Source organism: Paenibacillus sp. ACRRX (genome assembly GCF_022346885.1).
Taxonomy (GTDB): Bacteria; Bacillota; Bacilli; order Paenibacillales; family Paenibacillaceae; genus Paenibacillus_B.
The window spans coordinates 112,690-127,749 of record NZ_JAKRNK010000003.1 but is presented as its reverse complement, the minus strand read 5'-3'; the positions used below and the strand labels follow the sequence as shown (position 1 = coordinate 127,749).

Annotated in this window: 7 protein-coding genes and 1 pseudogene; all 8 read left to right on the top strand. The window is 41.0% G+C overall.

Translation table 11 applies throughout. From position 1 onward, the window contains the following. The first annotated feature begins 1 nt into the window (after position 1). Complete coding sequence (locus tag MH117_RS11305) at positions 2–760, top strand: WecB/TagA/CpsF family glycosyltransferase (protein ID WP_239328813.1); 759 nt, start codon at positions 2–4, stop codon at positions 758–760. A gap of 115 nt (positions 761–875) precedes the next feature. Then, complete coding sequence (locus tag MH117_RS11300; protein ID WP_239328812.1) at positions 876–2,000, top strand: MraY family glycosyltransferase; 1,125 nt, start codon at positions 876–878, stop codon at positions 1,998–2,000. 247 nt (positions 2,001–2,247) lie between these two features. Further along, entirely contained in the window at positions 2,248–6,207 is a 3,960-nt protein-coding gene (locus MH117_RS11295) for an S-layer homology domain-containing protein (RefSeq protein ID WP_239328811.1), read from the top strand. A 573-nt stretch (positions 6,208–6,780) separates the two neighbouring features. Then, positions 6,781–9,822, top strand: coding sequence for an S-layer homology domain-containing protein (locus MH117_RS11290; RefSeq protein ID WP_239328810.1), 3,042 nt, complete (start codon positions 6,781–6,783; stop codon positions 9,820–9,822). 150 nt (positions 9,823–9,972) lie between these two features. Beyond that, on the top strand, positions 9,973–12,474 hold the full coding sequence (locus tag MH117_RS11285; RefSeq protein ID WP_239328809.1) for a hypothetical protein: 2,502 nt from the start codon (positions 9,973–9,975) through the stop codon (positions 12,472–12,474). A 24-nt stretch (positions 12,475–12,498) separates the two neighbouring features. Continuing rightward, positions 12,499–13,005 carry a hypothetical protein gene (locus MH117_RS11280; protein WP_239328808.1) on the top strand — a complete coding sequence of 169 codons (507 nt, stop codon included), beginning with the start codon at positions 12,499–12,501 and terminating at the stop codon, positions 13,003–13,005. Positions 13,006–13,304: 299 nt separating this feature from the next. Next, positions 13,305–13,589 (top strand): annotated as a pseudogene (locus MH117_RS11275) (alpha/beta-type small acid-soluble spore protein). A gap of 181 nt (positions 13,590–13,770) precedes the next feature. Continuing rightward, entirely contained in the window at positions 13,771–14,973 is a 1,203-nt protein-coding gene (gene metK, locus MH117_RS11270; RefSeq protein ID WP_239328807.1) for a methionine adenosyltransferase, read from the top strand. Positions 14,974–15,060: the final 87 nt, after the last annotated feature.

Genomic DNA, 15,060 nt, shown 5'->3' with positions numbered 1-15,060 from the left:
GATGGAAGAGACAAAGCAGTATCCTTTTGTGCCTATATACGGTATCCCATTCTCTAAGTTGTCGATGCAGGACACGGTGAAATGGTTGACTCAAGCGATTCAAGAACGACGCAGCACACATGTCATCACAGCAAATCCCATCATGGTTATGGCTGCTTTGGAGAATGCTAATTTCATGAAAGTTATGAAGCAGTCAGATCTTGTCGTGCCCGATGGTACGGGTGTCGTATGGGCGGCTAATTATGTTGGTGATCCACTGCCAGAACGTGTAACGGGATTTGACTTGCTGCATCAGCTGATGACTGCTGGACAGGAATATAGATGGCGAGTATATATGCTCGGCGCATCTCCAGAAGTGATTCAAGAAGCAGCAGCGAGGTTACAACAACAGTATCCGGCGATTGAAATCGTTGGGTACAGAGACGGTTTCTTTGGGGCTGCGGAAGATGATCAAGTTGTTGAGCAGATTAGTTCATTGCAACCGGATATCCTCTTTGTCGCTCGGGGTGCGGACACACAGGAGCCCTGGATCGCGAAGTACCGAGATCGTTTGAATTGTACGGTGATGATGGGGGTTGGGGGAAGCTTTGATGTGATCTCTGGCCGTTCGAAGAGAGCGCCTGGATGGGTGCAGTCGATGCGTATAGAGTGGCTTTATCGACTAGTGAAAGAACCATGGAGATTTACACGAATGCTTGCTTTGCCGAAATTTGCCTTGAAAGTGATGCGTGACAAAGAAAAGGTGACCAAAATAAATTAAAATCGCGGTTTATCTTTCGATTACGCGAGTTTTCACGGTATTCTACAGTTGGTGTTTCCATTTTGAACGGAGTATAATTCAATCCGGTAACACAAATGGAGGTTGAAATAATCCAATGATAATCGTATATGTACTTGGTGGACTATTAGCATTGCTGCTAGCCACCGGATTAACGCCGCTAGTAAAGAAACTGGCCTTTAAGGTCGGAGCTGTCGATGTACCGAATGCGCGTAAAGTGCATACGAGAATTATGCCGCGTATGGGCGGTCTAGGGATTTACGGAGCATTTGTGTTGTCATTGGTCGCACTTATGTTTGTGATTCCGGATACGTTATTTGGTTCAGTGCGAGACGCTAACCTGATTAAGTCTTTGCTTGCTGGGGGAACCATCATCGTCATTATTGGCGCGTTGGATGACCGCTTCGAGCTGTCGGCAAAAGTAAAATTAGTTGGTCAGATTATTGCCGCATGTGTTGTGGTATTTGGCTTTGATTTAACGGTGAACTTTGTTAATGTACCGTTTGGTGACCAATATTTAAATATTGATAACTGGATTGCAATTCCGCTTACGATCTTCTGGATCGTTGGTGTAACCAATGCCATTAACTTGATCGATGGTTTGGATGGACTCGCTGCAGGCGTGTCTGGCATATCCATTGCTACATTGCTTGTGATGGCTGTTATTATGGGCAATCCCGTAGTCATCCTGTTATGTGCATTACTGCTTGGCAGCATCATCGGATTTTTGTTCTTTAATTTCCATCCTGCACGAATCTTTATGGGGGATTCGGGTTCCTTGTTCTTGGGCTTCAGCTTAGCTGTATTGTCCATGCTCGGTTTTAAACAAGTTGCTATCGTGTCCTTTATTACGCCGCTTCTTATTATTGGCGTACCTTTATCCGATACATTCTTTGCGATCATACGCCGTTGGCTGCAAAAGAAGCCGATATTCGCGCCAGACAAAGGGCATTTGCATCATTGTCTACGTGAGCTTGGCTTTAGCCACCGGAAGACGGTATTGATTATTTATGGTATAGCTTCATTTTTTGGTATTCTGGCTATTATCCAGTCCATTGCAGCATCGCATGATGCGAACTGGGTAACCTTTGTTGTAATCTGTGTCATGCTGGTGTCACTGCAGCTTGGAGCAGAGGTGATTGGTATAGTGAGTAAAACAAGACGCCCTATGCTGGATATGCTGCATCGGCTGCGTGTTAAGGCACATTCTCGATCAGAGTAGAATATCTGTTACGTTATTATGAATAAGCCTTTGTATGCTTCGGGATAAGCCCGGAACGTACAAAGGCTTTTTTGTTGTGTACCCGGATAAAGGAGAGATTTATATATGTTTTTTGTCGTGGGAAATCGAATCAATAGGAAAAATGTCTAAAATTATGCATCCGTTTAACCGATAAGTAAAATACAAGAAACTTTTCAAAATGAGGAGCGAAGGAATAACAATGGATGCACAAAGGAGGACATTAACATTGAAGAGATTGTTGTCGATGATGTTGACGCTGGCGCTTATCGTAACGATGGTGCCGTTGCCTTTTAGCTCGGTTGCAGAGGCAGCGGGAGGCGCCCAGTATTTTATTTTCCCGAACGAGCAGTATGCTCCAAATAGCGCCCGTGTCACAAATAACGAGCGTGTCACCCTAGAGGGGACGTTGAATGGCGTTAACGGAAAAGATATATCGTACAGTGTATACCAAATCACGATGAGTGGAGGCCAGGAGGTTGTTGTCAATTCAAGAGAACAACAAACGGCTAACATCGTAATTAACGGTTCCAGCCTCAAAATATTTAACCTGCAGCTATATCCAGGCCTCAACCGCGTAACATTTAAAGGGTTCCAGGGAAATAGTGAAGTTTACGATTCCATTTATATTGAGTACCGTAACGGACCAACGATGTATGATATGTCCGTAGCATTGGACGGATACAAATATGAACTGAAAGAAAATGAAACAACCGTGGTGTTCTCAGATGCTTCGAAGGGCAAGCCTACGGCGAACATCAGTATTACGGGTAAAGCTCCAAATGCGGATAAAGTACAAGTTACAGTCAATGGACGAAGTTGGTCGTTTACAGTTTCGTCGAGCAATGATTGGAACTTCTTTGCTTCTCCTATTACAGTGAATAAAGGTAAGAACTTAGTTACCATTAAAGCGTTTAATGGAACACAGTCCGTAGAAACGACCCGCGAAGTCGCATTCTATAATGACTCAGTCACATTCTATGACGTTCATATGTTGGATAATACCGGGAACAAGGTTGACTTGAGTGGATATCCGACTGTAAGCGCAGGTACCAATACGACAGTTTACGGTAAGGTCATTGTTCCAATTCCACCTAATACGACTCCAACTACGCCGCCAAGCGTAGGTTATAAAATCGATGGGGTGGCTGGAACGATAAGTGCTCCGAAAATCGAGAAAATTGATACCAAGTTTATGATTATGTCTTTCGAAATTCCGAATCCGGCAATTCCGTTGGATAAACGTGTGAATATTGAATTACAGTCTACAAACATGGCTACAACACCACCAATGTTGGAAACATCAACAAACTTCGGTGTGCTGCTGAAGGATGGTACTAAGCCATACATTCTTGAAGGTAAATATTTGCCAAGCTACTCCAGTTCCATGTCAAGCTCTGAAGTACTCTCACTGACTGGTGTGAAGCTGGATGGTGCGGAGATCTTCTCCTTGCCGACAGCCTTGGAGTTCTACGTTGTTAATGATCCTGGCGGTAATGAAGTTACAATTAGCAAGATTACGGACGCTTTCGGCAAAGATGTCACAAGCGGTTTTGGTTTGGGCGCTCGTATTGCTTCGGATACGGTTGTTCAAAATGTAAACGGTGTTCCTACTAACCTGACAAGGCTTGTATATAAGTTGGAGAAGCTGCCGACAACAGGTAAGTTAAATATTGAATTTAGCATGAACGGCGAAAGATACGCTGCGACATTAACCCTTCTTTATGGACCATTTGTGAAATACGAGAAGGCTTATGATGGCATCAAAATATATACTGATACTACATTGTCCCCAGATGTACGTCTTACTCAAGTTATGAATACGACTTTGGGTAACTTGGAAGGGCAAATGTTTAATATCGCCAATGAGAATGAGATCGTTTATGGAGGTACAGGCAAGACAGTCTTCTTCTACGTGAACAATACACAAGTTCAAATTGAAGAAGTTGCAGGTAAAGGTAAATTTAACTTTGTTATTAGCGATCCTGCTGAACAGAAGAAAGCATTTGAAGCATTGTTCAGCGGCGACAACAAAATTAAATTTGTATATCGTTCCAAAAAAGAATATTACGAGAAAACGATCACGGTAACGTTAATTCCTACGAACTTGCCAGAAATACCGGCAAAGAACACAGATGGAATTTTCCCATATAGCGTGATTTATCCTGAGCCTAAAGTGAATGATCCTGCTTTTGATAAAAAGGGCGGCATCTACTATACCAAAGAAGCATACATGCATGTCTATGGTACATTTGACTTTGTGGACTTGGGTCATTCTGTTGGGGAAGCAACAACCAAGTTGTCGGGAATGAATGCTGATGATACAGCTAAAGGATACAAGCTTCGCATCCAATCGCCAGTATTAAAAGATGATATCGTATGGTCTCTGCAAAATAACGTAACCGTAATTGGCAACAACCAGGCACCAGTTGAGATCAGCGGTCCATCTGGCGCAGTTACCGGCATTATGGTGATGTATAACCAGGACAGCCAAACTTTTAGCTTCCATTTAAAAGACGTACAGCTTCCGATTGATGGCAGTCCGATTGTTTACAACATGACTGTATTTAATAGCGGCGAGGGTGGCCCGCGTGCCACGTATCGTTTGGAAGTAGTGCCTATTAATGTACCGTTTACTATACTTAAACCTAACATTCAGAAGCGTATTCTGAACCAGAACTTCGTGGAAGTTATTATTCATTCGCCTGGTGCCGACCAAGTAACAATCAATAAGGTTAAGGCTCAGAAGTTCAAGTATGACGAAGGTTATGATGGTCAGCATGTGTACGACAATGCTTACAAAGCCTTTGTTACTAATTTGAAGCCGAATCGGGATACAAAGATTGAAATTGTTATTACTAGAGGCAAAGATAGCTATAAGAGTGATATTACTGTGAAATACGTGCCTACAAGCATACCAGGGGCGCAATTTATGGAGACAATGAAGAACGGTCATAAGGTGTTTGATGGCCAGTTGTCCCTTACCCTGACTAAAGGTACTAATCTTATCCGCCGTGATTATAATGTGCCAACGGAGTTTAAGACACAAGTGTACACTGGCAACCAGTTCTTGTTTGCTATTGCCAATCCTACCGATGGTGTTGTTGATAGACGGGACTTTGAATATATCCCGCCAAACTATGATATGGAGATGCAGCTTTCCGAGATTATTTTCTCCCGCAGCTTCTCTAATCGCTTCATAAAGTCCAGCCCTGTGTTCTGGATCGATCCAGGTTTGGCTGACGATATTCAGACTAAGAATTTGTATGATCCAATAAGTGTTGGTAGTGATCCTTATCAATTGCCGGGAGCACCTGTGCAAATGTTCTACAAGCGTGATCCATCGCGTGAACTTGTGCCTTCCAAGGTAGGGAAGCTTACTTTGGCATATGACAAAAACTTGTCTAATGATGGTGGACGCATGGTGACGGTGTTCCGCTTTGATCCAGAGCTGCAGCAATGGGAAAACATTGGTGGCGTAGTGGATGAGAAGAAACATACGGTAACAGTTCCATTTGATCGTTTTGGCTACTACACAGTTGGCAAGCTGGCGTATTCCTATGGAGATGTTGTACAGCATCCATATGCTCGTGATTTCATCGAGACTGTGTTTGCTAAAGGTGTAATGAATGCTTACGAGCAAGAAAGCTATTTTGGTACTGATTTGTATGTGTCACGTGGGGAATTTGCGCGTATGATCGTGCGTGCGTTGGCAATTCCGTTAAATTATCAAGGACAAAGACACTTTGACGATGCCAATCTGCCTGATGATCAGATGAATCAAATCAGCGCCAGTGCACTTTGGGATTTCCGTTATATTGAAACGGCGGCTCGTGAAGGAATCGTAAGAGGCATATCGCCAAGACAATTTGGTGTGGACCTTAATATCTCACGTCAAGATGCTTCTGTTATGATTGCTAAGGCTCTTAACTTGAAGTTGGACACGGACAGAGCGAAAGTCCGCAAAGAGCTGCTTAAGTACTTCCAGGACGTTGATAAAATTGACTATTACGCACAACCTTCTGTACTAGCTATTGCTAAGAAGGGCTTTATCAGTGGCTTGCCAATTGATTCCACCGATCCGAAGAAGGGCTACGTATTCCAACCAGAAGCTAACATGCTTCGTGGTGATGCGGCGTTAATTATGGCTCGTGTGATGATTAGTATGAAAAAGCTGCCTAAGATGTAAGATGTCTTTCTGATAGGGCGTATTTATTATTAGGTAATTCACGGGAGAGTCGATGATACTCGGCTCTCCCTCATTCTTTATAAGCTAGCAGTCCTCATGTCTGCCTCAATTTAGACAAATGTAAGGTAACCACATAAAAGTCATTAACCTGAATTTTTTACATCTGTTGGAAAACTTTGATGAATGACTGAGATGATGGAAGCAGGTATACTAGGTGACGTGGTAGGCGGAAGCATACATAAAGTATTGCATAACCGTATATATAATGGAGATATCATGTTATACGAAAGAAAAAATGCGAAATAAAAAACATTTTTTCTCTCTAAGCGCAACTTTTCCGCAACTGGTGCGTTTAATTACATGAGATTGAAAAACAGACGGCAAAATTCATTATTCTTCCCTGTTTTTCTCAAAAATATGCTTTACGCTAGGCATGTGCCCATGTATAATGTCTAGAGTGGCATAAATATCTCTATTATTCCCATTCGTTTACGAGTTTCTGTGACATGTCCGTGTTACAGACTTCTTTTTGAATACATTTCGCTCTACTCTGGGAAGGGGGTGAATCGGCGAATGAGGGAAATGAGTTATGAATCTTCAGAGAAACACTCTCAACAACCGAAGCAATTTAGAGGAGGAGAAAAAAAGGTTATGAAAAAAAGATTGGCTCTATTACTATCCGTTGCTATGGCGTTCTCCATGTTCGCAAACGTAGCATTCGGTGCAGAAAACACACTTACTACAGCACAAAAGTACGACGAATTGGTTAAAGCAGGTATCTTCAGCGGTTTCCCAGGTCAAACTGATCCGCAATTGAATACTTTGACTGACCGTGCACAATTCGCAAAAATCTTGGCACTTGTTGCAGGTTTGGATCAAGCAGAAGGTAACTCCTTCAAAGATCAAAACTACGGCAAACATTGGGCTAAAGGTTACATCGAAGCAGTTGTTAAAGCTGGTTACATGAACGGCGTAGGCAACAGCAAATTCGATCTTAAAGGTAAAGTAACTGGTGAGCAAATGGCGAAATCCTTCGCATTGGCTCTTGGTTTGAAAGAAGTAGCTGACGCTCCTGCAGCTGAAGGCGTTACTAAATGGGCAACTGGTTGGGTAGCAGCTATTAAAGCAGCAGGCTTCGACTTCTCCGTAAACGGTAAATGGAATGTCCCAGCTCCACGTTCCGTATTGGTAGAAGCAGCTTACGACATCAAAGCTAAAAACGGTGTTAAAGTTGAATCCGCAGTAGCACTTGACGAGAAAACAGTAGAAGTTACTTTCTCCGACAAAGAGAAAGAAAAAGTAACTCTTGACAAAGCTCTTGTAGAAGGTCAAGAAACAACTGTTTCCGTAACACATAAAGGCAAAAAATACGACGTTAAAGTAACTCTTAAAGCTCTTGCTGTTGAAGCAAAAGTTATCGGAGCTAGCACTTTCGAAGTTAAATTGTCCCGTACAGTTGATACTGCAGCTGCTAAATTCTCCATCAAACGTGGTGCAACTGATGTATCCGTTAAAGATGGCGGAGTTAAGTTCTCTGATGATAAATTGACTGCACAAGTTACATCCGCGAGCAAATTGTCCGAGGGTGACTACACAGTTAACCTGACAGTTGGAGACAAAACTGTTTCTGCAACTGCTAAAGTTGAAGCTGAGAAAATCGTTAAAGTAGAATTGGTTGGCGAAGAAGCTTCTACTAACGATGAGTACACTCAAATTAAAGTTGGCTACAAAGTAGTTAACCAATACGGCGAAGATGCTTCTAAATTGGCTAGCTTCAACTGGACTTCTTCCAAAGGTACACTTGTTTCTGACAAGAATGGTGTTGTAACATTCGAAACTCAAACAGGTACAAACAAATATTTCTACAACGAGCCTGTTGTAATTATGGGTCAAGATATCTCGAACGGTCTTGTTGTTAACAAAACTTACAAAGTAGGTACACCTGCACGTGCTGCAGAAGTTACTTTCAAAGAAGTTTACAACGTAGACAAAAAAGTTTTGACATCTAATACTAACCTTGAGAATGATTTGTTCTATGTATTGATCGATATTAAAGATCAATACGGCAATCGTATCGAGAAAAAAGATGTGAAAAACAGCTTGTTGGTTAACTCTACTAACCCACTTGCAATCGACGTAGAGCAACAACCAGTTATTGATGTAGGTCCTTCTGGTGATAGCTATGCACTCAAATTGAAAAATCCTATCAGCCCTAACTTCCGCCAAAATGGTGAAGTAACATTGCGTGCAGTTGCAATGGGTAATGGTAAAGAATTCACACACAAAATCACTGTGGGTGAAGGCAGCGAAGTTAAAACTGTTAAATTGTATCAACCTGAGAAAGATGTAGCTCAAGGTGATAAAGAAGCAGTAGTACCATTTGAAGCATTGGATCAAAAAGGTGAGAAAATCACTGATTTTGATACATTGAAGAAACTTGAAACTAATAATGGTATCACATTCACTGGTGCTACACTAGTGAAAGACTTTGAAACTGGAAAAGCTAAATTGGTATTCGCACCAAAAGAAGGTGTTAAATTCCATGCGGTATCTGTTATTGTAATGAAATCTGGCGCTTCTGCTAATGTTCAAATTTCTATCAAAGACAAAGCCGTTGCTAAGACAGTTAAAGGATTTAAAAAGGACTTTAAGAAAGCGTACGGTGTTAATGCAGTTGTGAAATTTGATAAAGACAGCTTTGCTGTTGTTGATCAATACAACCGTGATTACACAGTTGGTCAAGATGTATATGTAGCTATTACTAACTGGAGCAGCATTGCTTCCGGTAACTCCTTTACATCTGACAATAAAGCAGACAAAATCGTCTTTAAAGATGGAGCTACTGCTTCTTTGAAAGCTGTTAAGCAAGGCGAACAACGTGTAGAACTCGCATTGGTCGATGCTAACGGTGTTGTTATTCCTAAAACAGAAACTTCTGTAGAAATTTTAAGTGTTGTTTCTACATCTAACATCAGTTCTTATGAAGTTAAAGAACTTCCAGCTCTTTACTCTGGTACTGGAGCTAACAGTCTGTTTGGTACTTCTGTAACTCAACAGGTTTACTTGGAAGTTACAGGTAAGCGTGCTGGCGGCGAGTCCGTAGTCCTGAACCCTGAGCAATACTTCGTTACTGGAAATCCTAACTTTGTTAAGATTGAGCAAGGTAATGATGGTGTAAGACGTCTTATTGCTACACCTAAAGCTGATGGTGAAACAGAACTTACAGTTGGTATTAATGGTGCAGGTTTGACTCCTGATACTATTAAAGTCAAAGTTAAAGTTTCTGATAAAGCACAAGCAGTTAAAGAAATTAAAACTGTTGATGATGTTAAAGTCATCAAAATGACACCTGCTGAACTTGCTGTTGGACTTGATTCCATCTTAGGTTCCTTCAAAGCTACGGACCAATATGGTATCTCCGGTAAGTTGAGTGAAGTTGCTGATAAGACACAAATTATCTTCAACCTCAGCGGAAGCTTCACTGGTTCTGTTTCAGGAAACGGATCCAGCGCTGCAAAAGTAACTGGTGCTAAAGTAAATGATTCCATTACTCTTACAGTTGCTCTGCATGGCGGATATAAAAATGTAACAATTCAAGTTGTAGAAACTAAATAAGTAACTCTCAACTTCTAAAAAAGGTGTGCAAGCGCAAATGCGCCTGCACACCTTTTTGTATATCGAAGTATGAAATTAATTTAACTTTTATTTGCTAGCCCTAGCGTGTAAAGTAGTAATATAACTTTGTTTTAAAAGGAGTGAGATTTCTTGACTAAGCGTAAGGAAATAGTTGCAGGTTTGCTCTCTGCAGCGATGATATCTGCAATGCTCGCACCTGTGTATACTGGAATAGCAGAGGCCGCATCTAGTAATGGTGCAGCTACCAAAGTTGTTAATAATGCGTACAAACCGACAACGTTAAATAAAGTCACCTTAAATGGTAAGAGTTACATTGAAGTGAATGATCTTCAATTTTATCATGTTGAGGGTGACAAGTACGCTTACTTCACAGTGACTGTACATAATAATAATTCTAAATCTATGAATTTGATGGATTATTGGTTTTCTATTACCTCTAACAGTGGTGAGAAATATTCAGTTCAGTTGCTGGGATTAACGGATAAGAAGGATAATATTATTGGAGCAAACACCAATAAGACATTCAAAATATATTCTAAAGTAAATCCTAAGCTGAATTTATTTAATCTATCACTCAATGTAATTAAGTGGGATTTTTCGATGCCAGGATTCGAAAGAAAACTTGGCTCAATACGTATTCCAAATAATTACTCCACTGTGACGCCAATTGGAAAAGACCGCGAAATCAAACAAAGCGACAATTCAATTATCACAACTGCATCTGCTCTTCAATTAGTTAATGTAGGTAACTCTACTGAAGCAATGGTGTCGATGTATTTTAAAAATTCTAGCGCGAGTGCAGTTAATTTGAATAATCATAAGTTCTATTTACGAACAACGACAAATAGTTATTATGCACTTGAAGCAGATAGACCACAAATATCGGTTCTGCCAGGTGAAAAGATAAAGGTTAACTTTTACGCAAAGCTGCCATTGAATATAAAGAAATCCAATTATCAAATGTTTATTGCAGAGGAGGTAGGTACTGAAGCCAAGCAACAGCTTCCTATCGCTACGTTCGGGTTAATGATCAGAGAATTAAAACATACAGTAACCGGTTTAAATAAAACATACAATCTATTGGTTGATAAACAAGAAATAGAGTCAAAAATAACGAACACGATGGTAGACTCTAACAAGGAATATCATAATGTAACTTTGACATACCAGTTAAAGAATGTAGGCAAGAAAGGTGTTAAAGCGCCTAAATATAAATATGAACTAATGACTGAGCAACGTGTCTCATACCCTCTTGAGACAGTTGAACTCACAGGAGATCTTCTTCCTGGCATTAGTCAAGAAGCAACTATGACAACTTCTATTCCAGCAGATATCAAAATCTCTAATTTGAAACTTGTTGTCAAAAAGATTGCTGATGAGAATAAGAGTAACGATTACTTACTAGCTCAATACCAAGTGCCTGATTCTTCAGAAGTTACAACAGGATCAAAAACGACCTATGTAAACAAGCAAGGGGCATATGAAGTTCAAGTAGAGAACTTTGAAAGATTGCCATGGGATTCTCAAGATACAATAAACGCTGTTATCACAGTTAAAAATATCGGTAGTAACACCCAGCCAATGCCTGACATAGCTGCAACTGCATGGCTTAATGGAGTTAAGATTGACTCAAAAGATATTCATTTACTTAAGGTAGATGAAGCAATAGGATTAAAGCCAGGTGAAACAGCTAAGCTAATAGCAACATCGAAGGTAGCTAGCGATTCGAAATTTGATAGTGCTAGAATACAGCTTTCTGAAGTCATTAATGAGAAGCCTACCAATACAATTGGTAACTTTATGATAGCGGCTGATAAAGCAACCTTACCAACCTTCACACCAGGTTCTACTGCAAAATATACTTTACAACAACCTAGTGTCAAGGCAGAACTAAACGTTCTAGAAACTAACACGTATGAAGGCAAGAATAAAAACGTAGTTCAGGCACTACTATCGTATCGTAATATTGGAGACAGATATGCAAAGTTGCCAAATGTTCATGCCTATTTTACAGATGGCTCAGATGTAGCTATACCTGCTAAAATAGCTTTGTCTGATAAAGAACTTGGTCCGGATGGTGTGAATCTGATTTCGGTTTCTGCAGATGTACCTAAGAAATATAGAGCCGCGGATTTGAAGCTGATTGTTGGACAAGGTATTATAAAAGGAAAGTATATCGCTGGCACTGAGAAGCCGGATAGTTACGTAAATGCTGCGGTACTTGGTTTGACTGATGACAAGACAAAAGTAAATTCACTTTTCGATGTGCTTGAATTGCGCCCATACTCCTTTAATATTAATAAAATAAATGCGCAGACTAATAACACGGATCAAGTATTATTAAACTTTGAATATAATTTGTCCGTAAACAATCCATTTGCAGAAGTATTGGCAGAACGGAACTTATTATTTGAAATTGAATACAACGGCAAAAAATTTGAAAAGAAATACAAGCTTGGTGATGGAAATGATAAATTGTCAAATGGAGATAAAATAAAGGAATCGTTTGCTATTGATGATTATGCAATGAAGGGTGTCGCATATAGTGGATTTACATTGCGTGTTTATGAAGAATTCAACGAAGCGCGTAAATTGTTATTAAGCCATAAGGTTGAAAATTTTGGGTCATAGTATTCTAATGGAGAGGAGCATTCCATGAGGAAACTAAATAAAAAGATAATCTTAGTGGCGACGATTATCAGCTGCCTTAGTGTCATAATTATACTAGGCAGCAATTTAAGCTCACTTAAAGCGGAACCAGGCGATTCCCAAGATCCTTTGGTGACCAAAAGCTATGTTGATGAACAGATTGCCAAGCTTAACGGTGGGAATGGTACCGGCACAGGGAGCAACCCGGACAATGGCAGTTCTTCGAGCAATGAACTGAAGATTGTCACAATCAAGCCAGGGCAGCAGTTGATAGCTAAAGCCGGTGCAGAGTTTGTGATCCGTGCTGGCAAGGCAGAAATCTTCAGCTCAGATGCAAGTGGTGTATCAGATCTAACGGATGGTAAAGATCTCACAAAAGGTATGGACGCGCCAAGCAATCACTTGCTTATGTTTCCACGTGATGGACGTGGTATTGTTGCTAAGGATACACCTAAGAACAGCGTAGTAGTTACAGTTCGCGGCGGTTATGAAGTTCAAACCGTTAAAGAGTAACTCTTTAACGGGAGTCATCTCGTAACACGGACATGTCATTATGATGAGATGATTCGGTTAGATTTATTCCTAACATAATTTATTTGTTCAAGAAGAGGGCGGCCATATGGCCGCTTCTTCTTTTTTACAACCATCTCATTATTTCCTTCGAGTGCTCGTGACACTCAAGTACATACTAAGATTACTTCATTAAATGTGCTGGGTATGCTCAAGCACGGGGCAACGTTAAGCAGTAGCGCCTGTGCTTGGATGTTAACAGAACAATCAATTATAATTGTAGTGATCGAGGAGGAAGTATTATGTCCAGAAATAAATTAGTTCCTGCAAGCAAAGCAGCTTTGTATCAAATGAAGTATGAAATCGCAGCAGAATTAGGATTGCCAGTTATGTATAAGAGTGCTTCATCGGGTTACAGTGATACGAAATTATGAACGGAATTTGGAGAGTTATCGCAAACATCATATAGCACAGGTGGGCGTGAAAATTGGGGGCACCTTTCTTCAAGAGATGCTGGTTCAATTGGTGGAGAGATCACAAAACGGTTAATCTCACAAGCCGAACAATCCGTCCACTCTCTTATTTAATTGTAAAGAAATATTAGGAAAAACTATTTTCATTTCTATTATTGACATGCACCGACAAATAACGTAATATGTTTTCTCGAAGGCTGGTATAACAACCTTTTCCAAAATGGGAAAGGTTCGTTTTTTGTCTAGACTTTCCATTATGGAAAGCTCACATTATTTGTATGGGGGGTTGAGTCCAATGTCTATTAAAGGACGCCACTTGTTCACTTCCGAATCCGTTACTGAAGGACATCCAGATAAGATCTGTGACCAGATTTCAGATGCGGTATTGGACGCCTTTCTGGCAAATGACCCGAATGCTCGGGTTGCGTGCGAAGTTTCCGTTGCTACAGGTCTTGTGCTTGTTATCGGTGAAATTAGCACCTCAGCCGACTATGTTGATATTCCATCCATCGTTCGTAACACGATTAAAGATATCGGGTATACGCGTGCGAAATATGGATTCGACTATAACACATGTGCAGTGTTGACATCGTTAAACGAGCAGTCTCCTGACATTGCTCAAGGTGTTAATGAAGGTATTGAGACACGTACGGAAGAAGACGTTAAGAATGAGAAGGAAAACATCGGAGCTGGTGACCAAGGGTTGATGTTTGGATTTGCATCCAACGAGACGCCTGAATTAATGCCGTTGCCAATTGCTCTTTCTCACCGTATTTCCCGCCGTTTGGCAGAAGTTCGTAAGAACGGAACCTTGAACTATCTTCGTCCCGATGGCAAGACACAAGTGACGATTGAATATAACGAAGGCAAGCCTGTGCGTGTAGATACGATCGTTGTATCCACACAGCATGCTGAAGATGCTACTCTGACTCAGATTCAGAATGATATCCAAGAACACGTAATTAAACCGGTTGTACCTGCTGAATGGTTGGACGAGAATACGAAGTATTTCATCAATCCAACTGGTCGTTTTGTAATCGGCGGACCGCAAGGTGATGCTGGGCTTACAGGCCGTAAAATCATCGTAGATACGTATGGCGGCTATGCACGTCATGGCGGCGGCGCATTTTCCGGTAAAGATCCAACGAAGGTAGACCGTTCAGCTGCTTACGCGGCTCGTTACGTAGCGAAGAATATCGTTGCAGCTGGATTGGCTGACAAATGTGAGATCCAATTAGCTTATGCAATTGGTGTTGCACGTCCGGTATCTGTAAACGTGGACACGTATGGAACAGGTAAAGTAGCTGAAGAGAAGCTAGAAGAGCTGATCGAACAGAACTTCGACCTGCGTCCAGCTGGAATCATCAAGATGCTGGATCTTCGTCGCCCAATATACAAACAGACAGCAGCTTATGGACACTTTGGCCGTACAGATATTGACCTACCTTGGGAACGTGTTGATAAAGCGGAAGTGCTTCGTTCAGGTGCTGGATTGTAATAACCGCAATAATAACATAGAACCTCCGCTCCTGAATGGAAACGGAGGTTTTTTTGCGTAACTCTAAACATTTGCACAGATATTACC